Annotated in this window: 9 protein-coding genes; 6 read left to right on the top strand and 3 right to left on the bottom strand. The window is 39.1% G+C overall.

The genetic code is table 11. The features are described 5' to 3' along the window. Nucleotides 1–8: 8 nt before the first annotated feature. Nucleotides 9–2,999: a TonB-dependent receptor plug domain-containing protein gene (locus JXQ92_RS02500; RefSeq protein ID WP_421984997.1), complete on the bottom strand. Its 2,991-nt coding sequence runs from the start codon at nt 2,997–2,999 to the stop codon at nt 9–11. A gap of 362 nt (nt 3,000–3,361) precedes the next feature. Between JXQ92_RS02500 and dgt the strand changes: the two genes are divergently transcribed. The 5 genes from dgt to JXQ92_RS02475 all read left to right on the top strand — a co-directional run bounded on the left by dgt (nt 3,362) and on the right by JXQ92_RS02475 (nt 14,046). Then, nucleotides 3,362–4,672, top strand: a complete 1,311-nt coding sequence (gene dgt, locus JXQ92_RS02495) for a dGTP triphosphohydrolase (RefSeq protein WP_421984996.1) — start codon at nt 3,362–3,364, stop codon at nt 4,670–4,672. Nucleotides 4,673–4,856: 184 nt separating this feature from the next. Beyond that, a complete protein-coding gene (locus JXQ92_RS02490; protein ID WP_421984995.1) occupies nt 4,857–7,175 on the top strand; it encodes an efflux RND transporter permease subunit in 2,319 nt (772 codons plus the stop codon). Between the two features lie 76 nt (nt 7,176–7,251). Further along, nucleotides 7,252–10,503: an isoleucine--tRNA ligase gene (gene ileS, locus JXQ92_RS02485; RefSeq protein WP_421985391.1), complete on the top strand. Its 3,252-nt coding sequence runs from the start codon at nt 7,252–7,254 to the stop codon at nt 10,501–10,503. Nucleotides 10,504–10,510: 7 nt separating this feature from the next. Further along, a complete protein-coding gene (locus tag JXQ92_RS02480) occupies nt 10,511–11,095 on the top strand; it encodes a lipoprotein signal peptidase (RefSeq protein ID WP_421984994.1) in 585 nt (194 codons plus the stop codon). 101 nt (nt 11,096–11,196) lie between these two features. After that, the gene (locus JXQ92_RS02475; protein ID WP_421984993.1) at nt 11,197–14,046 is read left to right on the top strand and encodes a M16 family metallopeptidase; all 2,850 of its coding nucleotides are present in this window, start codon (nt 11,197–11,199) and stop codon (nt 14,044–14,046) included. A 79-nt stretch (nt 14,047–14,125) separates the two neighbouring features. Here JXQ92_RS02475 and JXQ92_RS02470 read toward each other — a convergent pair whose 3' ends face one another. Further along, nucleotides 14,126–14,440 (bottom strand): DUF721 domain-containing protein, encoded by a 315-nt coding sequence (locus JXQ92_RS02470; protein WP_421984992.1) that lies wholly within the window; start codon nt 14,438–14,440, stop codon nt 14,126–14,128. 95 nt (nt 14,441–14,535) lie between these two features. Here JXQ92_RS02470 and JXQ92_RS02465 point away from each other — a divergent pair, with 95 nt between their 5' ends. Next, the gene (locus JXQ92_RS02465) at nt 14,536–15,330 is read left to right on the top strand and encodes a hypothetical protein (RefSeq protein ID WP_421984991.1); all 795 of its coding nucleotides are present in this window, start codon (nt 14,536–14,538) and stop codon (nt 15,328–15,330) included. Here JXQ92_RS02465 and hemW read toward each other — a convergent pair. After that, nucleotides 15,323–16,447: a radical SAM family heme chaperone HemW gene (gene hemW, locus JXQ92_RS02460; RefSeq protein WP_421984990.1), complete on the bottom strand. Its 1,125-nt coding sequence runs from the start codon at nt 16,445–16,447 to the stop codon at nt 15,323–15,325. The two genes, JXQ92_RS02465 and hemW, sit on opposite strands and share 8 nt — an antisense overlap. Between the last annotated feature and the right edge of the window lie 181 nt (nt 16,448–16,628).

Below are 16,628 nucleotides of genomic sequence, written 5' to 3'. Positions count from 1 at the left end.
TTCTATTATTATTTAATATTGAATTTTACACCTAAAGTGAACGATCTAGTAGGGATGAAAGTATTTCTTCTTTCAAGACCAGGTACTAACTGATTACCACCATCAGATGTTCTAGCTTCAGGATCTAAACCTTGGTAATTGGTAATTGTGAATAGGTTCTGTGCTGCGAAGTACAGGTTAATATTCTCAATCCAATCAGAATTCGAAGGAAGTCTGTAACCTAACTGCAAGTTATCTAACCTAATGAAACTAGCATCTTCAATGAATAAATCAGAGAATGTTGGCGATGCAGAAACAGTAGGAGTTTTGTCAGTTACGATACTATTCCATGCACTTGTACTAGCATCTTGGTTCTCGTAGAAACCTCTGAATGAGTTGTACAATTCGTGTCCTAGTGTTCCTCTTAAGAAGAAGCTTAGGTTCCAATCTCCATAAGAGAATGCGTTATTGATACCGAATTCAGCATCAGGAAGTGCGTTACCAATGATTGGAAGATCTTCGATATTGAAATCAGCCGCAGAAGAACCTCTAACACCGTTAGCATCTTCTAAAACGTACTGACCATTCTCGTCGATTCCGATGAATCTTGGACCAACAAAGTTACCAAGCGTTTTACCTACTTCATTGAAGATAATCTGCGTGTTGTTTTGTCCTGGAGAACCAAGGTTACCACCTCTAATGTTCTCAAATCCTAAACCGTTTGTTAAAGTAAGAGACTCAATTGTCGTCTTATCATAAATGGTAAAGTTGATTGATGGAGACCAAGCAACATCACCGATTTTTAAACCGTTATAAGAAGCTGCGAATTCAAATCCAGCAGATCTTAAGTCAGCAAGGTTTACCCAAGTGTTATTTACTGTGTTGAAGTTTCCAATGTCAAATGCACTAGGAGCTCCAATTGGCACTACAATGTTGAAGATTAGATCTTCAATGTTTCTAGTGTAGTAATCCGTCGTACCAGTAATTTTTCCGTCTAAAATTGAGAAGTCAAAACCAATGTTGAATTCTTTTTTAGTTTCCCACTTCAACTCAGGGTTTGCATTTTGAGTTTGTCTAGGAGCGATTCTGATATCGTCAGTAGTGTTAGCATCACCATCAAGGTCAATTCTACCACCGTTTCTAATTACAGGTAATGCGTAATCAGATGCGCCAGGAAGTGCACCTGTGATACCGTAAGAAGCTCTGAACTTAAGTTGGCTAATTGGGCCAAGGTCAGCAATCTCAGTTAATTCAGCACCTGCAGAAACAGTTGGGAAGTAACCAGTCTTGTTGTTCTCACCGAATCCAGAGTATGAATCCGCTCTAACACTAGCAGACACAAAGTATGTTCCTTTGTAGTTTGCATTAGCTCTGAAGAATGCAGAGTTCAAGATGTTCTGAGATTTGTAAGAGTAATAGTTAGTGTTAGGACCAGTAATAATGGCACCAGCAGCTAAGTTATTTGCTCCAAAAGAATCAAATAAGAACTGACGACTTTGAAGACCGAAACCTTCGAAGTTTTGAGTTTGCTTTTCGAAACCTACTAATACAGTAGCAGAAAGGTCTGAAGAAATTTCAGTATCCCAGTTTAACGTACCAGTAATGATTTCAGTAAATCTATCATCAACAGTTCTACCAGCTTGTCCATTCTGTCCAAGTCCTTGAGCGAAGTCAGTTTTAGACCATACTTGGCTGTTTAGGCCATTAGATCTGTCTTGGTTATACTGAATAGCAGCAGTCAAATTATCTAAGATATCGAACTCACCTCTGAATGAAAGCAATGAAGTTTTAGTAGTTCCAGAGAAGTTTTGCTGTTGTCTAAGTGCTTCAGGGTTGAAGTAATCAGAAGATGCAAGTGTTTGGAAGAAACCTCCTACACTGTTAGAACTTAAAGTTCCATCGTCAAATACTGGAGCAGTTGGGTTGTAAGTTAATGCAAAGTCGAACAAACCATTGTTCCTAGCACCGTAAGAACCGTTAGTAATGTTCACATTAGCAGTTAATCTTAAACGATCGTTGATCGCATTGTGAGTAACGTTTAAACGAGTATTCAATCTCTCGTTTTTGAATCCTTTTACAATACCTTCATTATTTCTGTAGTTAACAGAAGCTCTATAAGAAGTACCACCGAAAGATCCGCTTACACTAAGGTTAGTAGCATAAGAAAATGCGTTTTGTGTAATTAAGTCTACCCAATCAGTTTCAGAACCGAAGTCTGTACCACCAGCAGCAACAAATTCGCTAGGGCTTAATACACTGATTTTGTCAAGTGCTTTAGTATCAACTGTTGCAAATGTGTTTAAAGAGATGTTAGTCACTCCATCTTCACCGCTACCTTTTGTAGTAGTAATAAGGATAACACCTGAAGATCCTCTTGCACCATAGATTGCTGCAGCAGAACCATCCTTTAATACATCAATTGAAGCAATGTCATTTGGATCAACATTACCCAAGTCAGCACCAGGAACACCATCCAATACAATAAGAGGAGATGAGTTAGCACCGAAAGTAGAGATACCTCTTAAACGGATATTGAAAGCTCCGTTCGGGTCACCACCTGGTCTTGTAATTGAAAGACCTGCAACTTTACCTTGTAGCAATTGAGTAGGATTAGCAATGTTACCATTGTTAAAATCTTCAGGCTTAAGGCTAGCTACAGCACTTGTGATCTCTTTTCTTTCTTGAGATCCGTAACCCACAACTACAACCTCTTCTAGTTCGGCGTAATCTGGTTCTAATACTACGTCAATCGTAGTCTGGTTACCCACAAGTACTTCTTTCGAGACATAGCCTACAAAAGAGAATACTAGGGTTTCGTTGGATGCAACCTCGACAGAATACGTTCCATCTAGGTTAGTGGCATTTCCACGTGTTGTGCCTTTTATAGTCACACTCACACGAGGGATTCCTAAACCATCATCCCCACCTGTAACCGTACCGGTCACAGTCTTTGTTTGAGCCAGTAGTGCTCCTTGGAAACCTACTGACATAACAAGTAGAGTTAGTAAAAACTTTTTCATACAATCATTTTAAATTTACTTGATTATTGGCCGTACTTGGCCAAAAAAGTGCAATCGAATGCTTAAAGTACAATGACTGGGTGGCAATTCATAGGTTCTTTAACTTAAAATTAACGCAATCGTTTGCAGAAATCAGCGTTTGAAGCGTTCTAGGCAAGAATTGCATATATGGCCTATTTTTTTTGCTGTCACCTTTGTTAACTCATTGTTATCTCTCTCCAAACGGCGATTCTAGCCTATATTCTCCTTCAAAATAATGCAAACGTTTCACGTGTTTTCGCCTGAAAACGGCTATCACCTTTACTGGTCAAACCTTTGTTGCCTCGAAGATCATTTCTAATTTCAAGAAAAATAGTAGCTATATGAATTGGGAAGCACTTTTAGGGGGGTTAGAGTCGAATAGCATGAATTTGGATAGGTCCTTGTTCGAAAAAGACTTTGATCGAATCATCTTTTCACATCCTTTTCGAAAGCTTCAGGACAAAACGCAGGTTCATCCGCTTCCAGAACAAGACTTTGTACACAATCGTTTGACACATAGCCTAGAGGTTTCTAGCGTTGGCCGATCATTGGGTCGATCTGTTGGTTCACAAATCTTAAAAAGGCACCCAAGTTTAAAAACACATTTCACCGCAAGTGATTTTGGAGTAATCACTGCATCTGCCGCACTAGCACATGATATTGGCAACCCACCTTTCGGACATTCCGGAGAAGACGCCATATCAGATTACTTCTTATCCAACCGTCAATTGCTAGAATCAGAATTCAAGGAGCAAGAATGGTTTGATCTAGTCAATTTTGAAGGAAACGCTCAAGGGTTTAGACTCCTTAATAAGAGTGGGTATCAAGGATTGAAACTAACAGCCCCCACTCTTGCAGCATTTACCAAGTATCCGAGACCTTCTAAAGTTGAGGATCAATTTAAACCGAGAAGGAGTCAAAAGAAATATGGCTACTACATTAGCGAAGGTGATGTTTTTAAAACATTAGCCACGGATTTGGGACTTGAAGCCTTATCTGAAAATCAATGGGTCAGACACCCGCTCGCTTTCTTGGTAGAAGCCGCCGATGATATTTGCTACCATATCATAGATTTAGAAGATGGGTGTAATCTTGGCTTAGTTTCTCATGAACAAACTGTTGCCTTGTACGCCGAAGTAATTGGCAAAAGGTTCAACAGAGAAAAACTGAATGCTATTAAGAGTAAACCCGAACAGATTGGTTTGCTGAGAGCTTTAGCCATTGGCGAACTAATCGCACAATGTGAAACCCTTTTTCTCGACAATGAGCAAAATATCTTATCAGGCAAGTACGACATTTCGCTTACAGACGCCATTCTAGCGGAACCCGCTTTGTTAGAGATCAAGAAAGTCTCTATCGATAAAATTTACCGCTCTCGAAATGTTGTCGAAATTGAAGCTGCGGGTTTCAATGTGCTTAACGGTCTTCTGGAAACATTTGTGCCAGCTGTTTTGAGTTTAGGGCAAATGAACAAACGCCAGTCGGTGGCATTCCGTTTATTACCTCAAGATTTAAAAGAGGAACTAAAAACATCGACCAATACCTATTTGGCCCTTCGTGCCCTTTTGGACTACATTTCAGGATTAACAGATTCAAATGCAATGAGTCTTTATCGCAAATTGATGGGCATATCTTTACCCGGAATGCGCTAAGGAAAAGCCACACTTTAATAAGAAGCATTTGAGATATGATACAAAGGGGAAAATACTACCTTTGTGATCTTGTTTTAAAATGTGGTCTAAACTTCCCCATATCGTACTGAAATACAGGTTAATATTGATCACCTCGATCTTCCTGCTGACTGCCTTCATGGCTTATCAGGCAAGGGATGTCAAGATGGCGTTTAACTTCAATACGGCCGTTCCTTCTACCGATGAAAACTTCAAGTACTTTCAAAGCTTTAAAGAGAAGTTTGGGGAAGATGGGAATATACTCGTACTCGGTGCAAAGGATAGTTCGCTCTACGAACTAGAGAACTTTCAGAAGTATAATGCACTTAACGAAACTATCACCAATTTAGAAGGGATCAGTAATGTGATTTCCCTTGCATCACTACAGCGGATTGTCAAAAACCGAGACAATAGGAGTTTCGATCTTCAGCCCTTAATGGAGGACACCCCTCAGACGCAAGAAGAACTAGACAAAGTGCTTGAAGAGGCCGTAAAACTAAAGCTTTACACAGGCCAATTGCTCAATCCTGAAAACGGTGCAACGCTCATTCTAGTTAATATGGAGCGAGAAGTGCTTAATTCTAAAGGCAGAAACGACCTAGTTAATGATATTAAAGCATTAGGCGAAGAATTTGTTGCCGAAACAGGTATTGAATTGCACTACTCAGGTATGCCATTCGTGAGAACGATAATGCAGCAAAAGACGGACAAAGAGCTAAGACTCTTCATTGTGCTTTCGTTAAGTATTACGGCGATTATCTTGTTTCTATTCTTTAGATCTTGGACATCGGTATTCGTACCACTCATCGTCATTAGTGTGGTGGTAGTTTGGGTATTGGGAACTATTGGGCTCTTTAATTATAATATTACTATTCTGATGGGGCTGATCCCATCCATTATAGTCGTCATTGGTATACCAAATGGAGTATACCTTATTAATAAGTATCATCAAGAATTTGCGAGGCATGGCAATAAGCCAAAGGCTTTAAGCAGAATGGTTCGAAAAATTGGGATGGTTACATTCATTACCAATTTCACTACGGCCATAGGCTTTTTAGTTTTAATAACTACGGATATAAAGTTGCTCAAAGAGTTCGGCTTAGTGGCGGGAATCAATATTCTGGCCACTTTTATTGTCAGTATAATTTTAATTCCAGGGATACTATCTTATCTACCGAGCCCGAAGAAAAAGCATTTACAACATTTAGAATTCAAGGCAGTCGGTAAGTTCTTAGGCCTGTTAGATTCAATTGTCCATAGGCATAGGTATAGAGTTTTTGCCGTAACAGCCGTAATTCTTGGTGTAGCCATTTTCGGACTCACAAAGCTGTATTCAGTAGCCTATATGGTGGATGATATTCCTGAACAATCTACCTTAAAACAAGACTTATACTTCTTCGAAGACAATTTTAGCGGAGTGATGCCATTAGAGATCATCATTGACTTTGGTAAACCCAAATCGACGATAAATGCTAGAAACCTTCGAAAAGTAGATCGGTTAGAAAAGGCGCTTGAACCATTGGAGAATATCTCATCGCCGATCTCCATTGTATCCTTTGCCAAAGCAGTGCGGCAAGCTTTTTATAATGGGAATGAAAGATTTTATGGCCTCCCGAGCCCAAGTGATCGGAATGTGATTCTTAGCTACCTGAGTAATCGATCGGATGAATCAGACTTTTTAAATTCATTTGTTGATTCTACAGGTCAAGTGATGCGAGTTTCTTTAAAAATCGCGGATATCGGTTCTAAGAAAATGGACTCGTTGATCACCAATGTAGTTCAGCCAGAGATTGACAAGGTATTCGACGATGAAAGTGTAGATACGGCAGTTACTGGGTCTACCTTATTATTCGTAAAAGGGAACCAGTTTTTAATAGAGAATCTTCGTTTTTCATTGCTGTTGGCCTTTGCGATTATCGCGGTAATTATGGCCATACTCTTCGCCAACATCAGAATGATTATCATTTCTCTGATCCCGAATTTTATACCATTAATTATGACAGCGGGAATTATGGGCTTCTTTGGCATTCCGCTAAAGCCAAGTACAGCGCTTATATTCAGTATAGCCTTTGGAATTTCGGTAGATGACTCCATACACTTTTTGGCTAAATATAGACAAGAGCTATTTGCAAAGAATTTCTTTGTGCCGGTAGCCATTAGTAATAGTATTAAAGAAACAGGGTCAAGTATGTTATATACTTCTATCATCCTGTTTTTCGGTTTTATAATTTTTGTGTTTTCAGATTTTGGAGGAACAGTCGCCCTAGGTTTATTAACCTCGCTCACGCTGTTTTTCGCCATGATCACTAATTTGACATTGCTTCCAGCGCTACTTATGGTTTTCGATAGTGGTAAAAGGAACCAAAAAATTCATCCATTGATTGAGCATTATGAGTTCTACATTGAAGATGAAGATGAAGAAATTGACACACAAAATCTATTGATTAAAGAAAACGATCCATTTGTAGGTTCTACCGACAAGTAATTACCATAGAAAAGGAGTTAAAGTGACTAAGTACAACGAGTATAAGAAACCCGAATTTGCCAAGGTTGGAGAAGACATGCTTCAATTCTGGAAAGACAACGGAATCTTTGAAAAGTCTGTTTCTGAAAAAGAAGGCAACCCAACCTTTACTTTTTTTGAAGGCCCACCATCGGCTAATGGAATGCCTGGTATTCACCACGTAATGGCAAGAACGGTAAAAGACATTTTTTGCCGATACAAAACCCAAAAAGGCTTTCAAGTAAAAAGAAAAGGTGGTTGGGATACGCATGGCCTTCCAGTAGAACTTCAGGTAGAAAAGGAATTAGGGATTAAAAAAGAAGATATCGGTAAAAAGGTATCTGTAGACGAATACAATCAAAAGTGTCGTGAAACGGTTATGCGTTTCAAAAGCGTTTGGGATGATTTAACAGAGAAAATGGGTTACTGGGTAGACCTTGAAAACCCATACATCACTTTCGAGAAAGAATACATAGAGTCTGTTTGGAGCATGCTAAAGCAGCTTTACGATAAAGACTTGATTTATAAAGGTTATACCATTCAGCCATACTCACCTGCTGCTGGTACAGGGTTAAGCTCGCACGAACTTAACCAGCCCGGAACCTATCAAGACATAAAAGACACCTCAATGGTGGCGCAGTTCAAAGTAACAGGAACTGACAATGACTTTATCTTAGCATGGACCACAACACCTTGGACATTACCCGCAAATAACGGTTTGGCCGTAGGCGCGGGAATTAACTATGTAAAAGTTAAAACCTTCAACCAATACACCTTTGAGCCTATCAATGTGATTTTGGCCAAGGATAGAATGAGCTCTTATTTCAGTGATAAGGCGAAAGACATTAAGCTAGAAGACTACAAACCTGGTGATAAACTGATTCCTTTTGAAGTGGTTGATAGCTTTAAAGGAAGAGATATGGAAGGCATGGATTATGAGCAATTGATGCCATATATCCCGCTGGAAAAACCTGCCTTTACCGTTGTAATCGGTGATTTTGTCACCACTGAAGATGGTACAGGCATCGTGCATATCTCTAAGACTTTTGGAGCCGATGACTTTAAAACTTCTGTACAATACAACCTGCCCGGCGTATTTGTCAAAGATGAAGAAGGCAATGACGTGCCGATCGTGGACAAACAAGGACGGTATGTAAAAGAGATTACGGATTTCGCCGGCATGTACGTGAAAAACCAGTACTATAAAGCCGAAGAAGCACCAGAAAAGTCGCTAGATGTCCTTATTTCTATCAAGCTAAAAGAAGAGAATAGAGCATTTAAAGTAGAAAAATACGAGCATTCATATCCGCACTGTTGGCGAACAGATAAACCGATACTCTATTACCCTTTAGATTCTTGGTTTATTAAAACTACGGCCTATAAAGACCGTTTGGTAGAATTGAACAAGACCATCAATTGGAAACCAGCTTCAACTGGAGAAGGTCGTTTTGGAAACTGGTTGGAAAACTTAGTAGACTGGAACCTGAGCAGGTCAAGATATTGGGGGACACCACTACCAATTTGGGTTTCAGAAGATAGAAAAGAACAGAAATGCATAGGATCTATCGCTGAGCTAAAAACTGAAGTACAGAAATCGGTAGATGCTGGTTTTATGACCGAGCAAATTGGTGATGACTTCGATTTACATAGACCTTACGTTGATGATATCATTTTGGTGAGTGATTCTGGCCAAAAAATGAAGCGTGAACTAGACCTAATTGATGTTTGGTTCGATTCAGGGGCTATGCCTTATGCACAATGGCACTATCCTTTCGAAAACGACGATGTCTTTAAAAAGAGTTTTCCGGCAGACTTTATTGCAGAAGGTGTAGATCAAACTAGAGGATGGTTCTTTACACTACACACCCTTGGTGTAATGCTTCACGATAAAGTGGCCTTTAAAAATGTTATTGCCAATGGATTAGTACTCGATAAGAGTGGCAACAAGATGTCTAAACGCTTAGGCAATGCCGTCGATCCGTTTAAAACGATTGGAGAATACGGTCCAGATGCTACCCGTTGGTATATGATATCCAACGCAAACCCATGGGACAACTTAAAATTCAATATCGAAGGTGTAGGAGAAGTACAAAGAAGGTTCTTCGGAACGCTTTATAATACCTATAACTTCTTTGCACTTTACGCCAATCTTGATGGATTTACCTTTAAGGAAGGTGTTGTTCCATTAAATCAAAGGCCAGAAAGTGATAAATGGATACTTTCTAGATTGAACACATTGATTAAATCGGTAGATCAGGCATATGACGAGTACGAACCAACACGCGCTTCTCGTATGATCATGGACTTTGTGGCCGATGAAATGAGTAACTGGTATGTACGCTTAAACAGGAAACGTTTCTGGAAAGGCGAATACAACGAAGATAAAAGAGCGGCTTATCAAACGCTTTATACCTGTCTGATGACAATCGCCAAGATTGGTGCCCCAATAGCGCCATTCTATATGGAGAAGCTCTATCAAGACCTTAATGCAGTTACAGGGTTAGATCAAGGAGAATCAGTTCACTTAACGGATTTCCCTCAAGCCGATGATGCTTGCATTGATACGGATTTAGAGCAGCAAATGTCGTTAGCGCAGACTATATCTTCTTTAACGCATTCTTTGCGTAAAAAAGAAAAGATCAAAGTGAGGCAGCCGCTATCAAAAATCATGATCCCCGTTTTAGATGATAAAACAAGGCATTATGTAGAAGCAGTAGCCGATCTTATCAAGTCTGAAGTAAACATTAAGACAGTCGACTTTTTGGATGATACTTCTGGCATTTTAGTGAAGAAAATAAAGCCAAACTTTAGAGCCCTAGGTCAAAAGTTCGGTCCAAAAGTGAAATTCATCGCGGGTGCTGTAAATCAATGGGGTCAAGAAGAAATCTCTGCCATTGAAAGAGATAATCAATTCGACTTAACTATAAATGGTGAAACGATTCAGTTGTCTCTAGAGGATGTTGAAATCAGCAGTGAGGATATCCCAGGTTGGGCAGTAGCTACCGAAGGTAAAACAACTGTAGCCTTAGATATGACCATTACTGAAGAGCTTCGACAGGAAGGAATTGCCAGAGATTTGGTTAACAGAGTTCAGAACCTTAGAAAGGATATGGGCTTAGACGTTCAAGATAAGATTGACATCAAAGTAGTTAAGAACGAGGCATTAATTAATGCTGCATTAGAAGCTAACTCGGCATATGTATGTGAGGAAACACAAGCCATATCGCTCGAAATAGTGGACGAAATAGAGAATGTCCAGACCGTGGAAATTGATGAATGGACACTAAATCTCTATATTTCTGTGAGATAAACTCAATTTGAAGCTTTTAAGATATTTCCTGTTTGCGCTCGGAGTCATAATCATTGATCAAGTGGTTAAACTTCTTGTGCATTTTAATATGGCTATGGGTTCTGCCGGAGAAATCAGTGTTTTCGGCAATTGGTTTAAGCTCCACTATATTCTAAACAGAGGAATGGCCTTCGGTTTACGCTTTGGCTTTGAATATGGCAAACTAAGCCTGACCATCTTTAGATTGCTTGCCATGATAGTGATAGGCTATATTCTCTATTACCTCTCTAAAAAGAATTACCACGCTGGGCTTCTATGGAGTATTGCCGCCATTCTTGGTGGTGCTGTCGGTAACTTAATTGATAGTATATTTTATGGGGTACTCTTAGACAACGCCCCGTATGATGTGATTACCCCATGGTTTCACGGTCAAGTAATAGACATGCTCTACTTAAACTTTTGGGAAGGCTATGTTGCCGACTGGGTGCCCATATGGGGAGGAAGTAAAATGGCACTTTTACCTATTTTCAATATCGCAGACGTTGCAATTTTTTGTGGAGTATTAACAATTCTTCTCTTTCAGAAGCGCTTTATGCGCAGAACAACACACTAGAATCTTGTATTTTATTAAAATAACATGAATTAAGTAGATTAAATTTTGCTTATACCATTCTATGCCATAAGTTTATCTACCGAAATTGAAAATCGATACAAATGAACAGCACAAAAAGATACATGATCATACTGATGGCGTTGGTGTTATTAGCACCAGCGCCAGTTTTTGGGTACCAAGAACTGCCGATAGACACATCAGTAAAAATTGGTAAGCTAAGCAATGGCTTCACCTACTACTTAAAAGAAAACGCACTGCCTGAAAAGCGAGTCGAATTTCGCTTGGCGATTAAAGCAGGATCAATCCTGGAAGATGATGATCAACAAGGGTTAGCACACTTTACCGAACACATGCTTTTTAATGGAACAAAGAACTTCCAGAAAAATGAGTTGATAGATTTCTTACAGAAAATGGGTTTAGAGTTCGGCGGTGACTTAAATGCCTACACGAGTTTTGATGAAACAGTCTATTTCCTACCAATTCCCACAGAAGATGAAGGAAACCTAGACAAAGCACTTACAGTATTAAGCGATTGGGCCTATCAAGCTACTTTCGATAACGAAGAGATTGACAAAGAAAGAGGCGTGGTAATGGAAGAATGGCGTTTGAGACTTGGCGCAAGTGAGCGAATGAGACAACAGGTTTGGCCTATTACACTAGCAGGATCTCGTTATGCCGAAAGGTTACCAATCGGTAAACCAGAGGTTCTAGAGAATTTTAAATATGAAGCTGCCAAAAGGTTTTATAAAGACTGGTACCGACCAGATTTAATGGCACTTATAGCAGTAGGTGATTTCGATGCTACTGAAATGGAGAAAAAAATCACAGCTCTTTTTGGCCAAATGAAGTCCCCAGAAAACGCTAGGGAGAGAAAGTACTATTCAAGAAATGATTTTGAAGGAACAAGAATCGCGGTTGCAAGTGACGACGAAGCCACAGGCAATACCATAAGTGTTGAATTTATAACACCAGGAACAGTAAAGTCTGAAAACACGCTGGAAAGTTTCCGTAAATCGGTAATGCGAGGCCTTTATGGCACAATGATTAATCAAAGATTGAATGAGCTTGTACAGTCTGAAAACCCTCCTTTTCAGTTTAGCTTTAGTAACTATGGAGGAACTTTAGGGAGAGATAAGTCAGCATATTCCATCTATGTAAATGTAAAAGACGATAAGTTTAAAGAAGGGCTAAAAGCTGCTGTTTCGGCCAATGAGCGCGTAAGAAGGTACGGGTTTACAAAAGCGGAATTGGAAAGATCAATGGCTCTTTACCGCAATGGCTATGAAAGAGGAGTAAAAGAAGCCAATAAGACGCAATCCAGTAGATTGGTAGGTGGATACTTAAACCACTTCCTCAATGGCGGTTCTTTACAAAATCCGCAGCAAAGGTTAGACAATTTAAATGCAGTATTGCCAACCATTCAAATTGAAGAAATAAACGGTTTTGTAAAAGATTGGATTACTACTACCAACCGTACCATTGAAATTAATGCGAAGTCCGATGATGCCGATCAGATTCCTACGGAAGCTGAGCTTTTGGGAATTTTAGACAATGCTAAGTCTGATCAATCTATTCAACCTTACGTAGAAGAGGAAATAGCAGCTAGTCTATTGGAGTCAATGCCGAAAGCAGGAAGCATCGTATCCGAATCTACCAATCCGACTACAGGAATTACCGAAATGACTTTGTCTAACGGGGTAAGTCTTTTCTTAAAACCAACAGATTTTAAGAATGATGAAATCATTTTGAATGCTTACAGCTTTGGTGGAGGCTCACTCTACAGTCCAGAGGATTTAATGTCGGCCCAAATGGCCGACCAAGCAATCAGAGAAATGGGTTATGGTCAATTTAACTCAATAGATTTAAGGAAGTTTATGACGGGCAAAACGGCCTCCGTCAATACAGGAATTGGCATCTATGAGGAGAGTATCTCTGGATTGTCAAGTAAGAAGGACTTAGAAACATTTATGCAATTGCTCCATGTTAAGCTTACTTCGCCGAGAACAGACGAAAAGGCGTTTAATAGCTGGTTGAGTAGAACAAAGAATCTATATGCCAATGTTACTTCTAGCCCCGATTTTCAATTCCAGATTGAAATGCAAAAGATTATGATGGGTGAGGACAATCCTTGGATTGCATTTCCTACCACCGAGAAACTTGACGAGATAAATATGGAAAGAGCGGTAGCCATTTATAAAGAAAGGTTTGCCGATGCAAGCGACTTTAAATTCGTTTTTGTAGGTAACCTTGAAATGGATAAGTTCAGACCACTTGTAGAGCAATATATTGCAAGTCTTCCATCCAAAAACTCTAAAGAATCTTACAAAGATGTTGGTCTGAACTTCCGAAAAGGAGAAATCTCAGAGAACGTCTATGTAGGTGTTGATGAGAAAAGTCAAGTGACTATTGTCTTATCAGGAGATTATGAATATAGTCTTGAAAACAATGGACTGATGAGTGCAATTGCCGGAATTTTGACAAACAAAATGATAGAAACCCTCAGAGAAGAAATGGGAGGAGTTTATGGCGCAGGAGCAAATGCTTCACCAACCTCAAGGCCAAAGCCGCAGTTTGCTTTTCAAATTTCATTCCCTTGTAAGCCTGAAAATGTAGAAGCATTGACACAAGCCGCACTCAAGGAACTGGAAAAGATCAAGAATGGTGATTTTACCGACGAGGATGTGCAGAAAATCGTTACTTCTAGAAAACAGAATTACGATGAATCGATCAAGCAGAATAGATATTGGTCATCCATTATGACATCGTATTTAAAAGATGATGTGGACTTCGAATCGATTTTAAAGGGTAACGAAAGAGCCGACGCCATTACGAAAGAAGCGATTGTAGCCATGGCCAATAAGTACCTTACAAAAGAGAATATTATTAGTGTAACCAAACTTCCTGAAAGCTATAAAGACAAAGATTTGAATCAGGAAATAAAGAAAAAATAACACATACTAAATCAGATGCTTTACGCATGAAGAGGGCTTTCGACTATGTTCGGGGCCCTCTTTTAGATTTCCTCAAATACTATTTAATAATCACCTCATTGACAATTTGCTGACCAAATTCCTTAGTAAGCAAAACCAATATTTTTTCCCTAGACATACTCAGCTCGTGCTTCAATGGGGCCGATGAAATGTGAACGAAGAGTTTCTTGTTGCGAATATAAAGCTTGCTCGTGCGGTTGGCGATAGCTTTTCCCATTACCCTTTCCCAAGAATTTACCAGATCGGTTTCGTAAAACTTGCCGTCTATTTTAAAAGCCTTTAGCATTTCGGAAATAGCGTTACCAACCGTTTCAGGTTCACTCTTTCTATATCTGTACACTGGCTTTTGTTTCATTGAAATGTATATTCAGTCGTTAAAATTACTGATTCGGCAGGAGGTATTTGCCTTTAGGTGGAATTTAGTCAATATTTATCCTAAAGTATAAGCCCATGTTTATTCGAAAACTCTTTAAAATTGGTGATAAGGCAAAGTGGTTAACACTTGAACTACTAATAGTTTTTATAGGCGTTTATCTGGCCTTCTTGTTCCAAGGCTATGCTGAAAACACCAAGATTGATAAAGAGAAAGAGAAAGTTCTGGTTGGGCTAAAGCTAGAGCTAGAAGAATTTAGAACGGGCTTTCAACGATTTGCTGATTTTCAAGGTGAAAAGGTAAAAGAGTGGGACTCACTTTTTCGGGCTAAAGAAGTCGCTACTTACTACGATTGGCGATATATCGAGCCACAATACAATTTCAAAATCATTGAATATGCCTTAAACCAGAAGGGCACGGACATCGTTACCTTCGAGCTTTATACAAAACTATCAGAGCTTTATGTTGAAATAAAGAAATTAGAATATACCGAAAGGCTTATGACTGAGTTAGCACTCAATTATAACATTATACCAAATGACTTAGACCGAACCAAAGGACAAGGGGCCATTCTAGCTGCGCAAAACAGGTTTCATTTTTACAAATTCAAAAACTTTGCCCGAGATAGAACGGGAGAATTAAGAAGAGTCTGGAAAGAATCGTCAGAAGCCATTGTGATGATTAATGAAGAGCTGGGACCAAAGAAAATTAAAGAAGTTGAGATGGCTTTACTCGAAAAGTATTTAACAGGAGGGGTAAAGATTGAATTTGTGAAAGAAATATTCGATGAATATTTCCCGAATTACACCGAGGCTGATTTTCAAGAAATGGTAGATCAGATTAGGTCAAAAAAGAATGCTAAGCCTAAATAAATAGGTCTGAAGCGATTTTGTCCGCTAACAACTTTCCGCTATTAGTTAAAATCAGGAAACCCTCATCTTCAAAAACGAAATCTTGGCGTGCTAGTTTGTTAAGATAAGCTTTGTGAACATGCAATAAGTCCACCTCATATTTAGCCTTTAGAAGGTTAAGGTCGCAACCCCATTTAGTGCGTAAAGAGGTAAGCAAATACTCGTTTACCTGATCTTCAGGAGAAAGGGTTATGATTTCGAAGGGTATTTTCTTCTCTGCTAAGCCTTTCAAATATTTAGCGTTATTAGAAACATTAGCCTTCCTAAATTTCCCATTATATGAATGCGCCGATGGCCCAATTCCTAAGTATTTTTCATCTTTCCAGTAGGCGCTATTGTGTTGCGATTCATAGCCAGGTAAGGCAAAGTTTGAAATCTCATATTGATCATAGCCCTTTTTAGTAAGCGTATCTAGGAGTATTTCAAATTGCTCTGCAGCAAAGTCTTCATCAATCGGTTTTATTTTTCCTTTCTGAAGCCAGTTGCCAAAAGCGGTTTTGGGTTCAATAGTCAAGCAATAAGAGGAAATGTGTTCAGGCCTGAGCGCTAAAATTTGCTTTAAGTCCGATTGCCATAGATCGTGATTCTTATACGGCAGCGCATAAATTAAGTCTAAGCTTATGTTTTCAAAACCAATTTGACGAGCATTATGAAAAGTATCTATGGCTTGCATTTGCGAATGCTGACGGTTCATCCACTTTAATTTTTCATCATTAAATGACTGAACCCCAATACTGAGCCTATTAATGCCTTCACTGAAGAAGATTTGTAACTTCTCTGCTGTTAAATCATCCGGATTGCCCTCAAGCGTTACTTCAGGATTACTCGATAGACTATATACATGTTGAATAACACGCATTATTTTTCTCAAATGTTCTTCTTCCAGCAAAGAAGGTGTACCACCTCCAAAATAAATGGTATAGACGGTATCGTTACCTAGAAAATCCTTTTGCATTTCTAACTCTAGGCAAATAGCGTCCACCATATCATTAATCTGTTTTAAAGATTGAGTGAAATGAAAGTCGCAATAGTGACAGGCTTTCTTACAGTAGGGAATGTGGATATATAATCCGGCCAAAGTTTCGTTATTTTAACCACTGTGTGGTATTCGCAAGATAAGTGGTTCAAGCGTTTTCATAAACTTTTTAATCATTTAGATGAAGCCATAATAAAACGAGCTGGCCATGTAGGCTATAGCTGGCTAGATACGTAGTATTTATATCAATTATCGACACCAAAAATTAGAAGATTGCTCGTCT

Origin of the sequence: Roseivirga sp. (assembly GCF_049099775.1) — a bacterium.
Classification (GTDB): domain Bacteria; phylum Bacteroidota; class Bacteroidia; order Cytophagales; family Cyclobacteriaceae; genus Roseivirga.
The sequence above is the reverse complement of the archived record's forward strand: the minus strand, read 5'-3'. Positions and strand labels throughout refer to the sequence as shown.

Coding starts and splice junctions, on each gene's coding strand:
- JXQ92_RS02500 (WP_421984997.1), bottom strand. CDS start 2,999: ATGAAAAAGTTTTTACTAACTCTACTTGTTATGTCAGTAGGTTTCCAA.
- dgt (WP_421984996.1), top strand. CDS start 3,362: ATGAATTGGGAAGCACTTTTAGGGGGGTTAGAGTCGAATAGCATGAAT.
- JXQ92_RS02490 (WP_421984995.1), top strand. CDS start 4,857: ATGGCGTTTAACTTCAATACGGCCGTTCCTTCTACCGATGAAAACTTC.
- ileS (WP_421985391.1), top strand. CDS start 7,252: ATGCTTCAATTCTGGAAAGACAACGGAATCTTTGAAAAGTCTGTTTCT.
- JXQ92_RS02475 (WP_421984993.1), top strand. CDS start 11,197: ATGAACAGCACAAAAAGATACATGATCATACTGATGGCGTTGGTGTTA.
- JXQ92_RS02470 (WP_421984992.1), bottom strand. CDS start 14,440: ATGAAACAAAAGCCAGTGTACAGATATAGAAAGAGTGAACCTGAAACG.
- JXQ92_RS02465 (WP_421984991.1), top strand. CDS start 14,536: ATGTTTATTCGAAAACTCTTTAAAATTGGTGATAAGGCAAAGTGGTTA.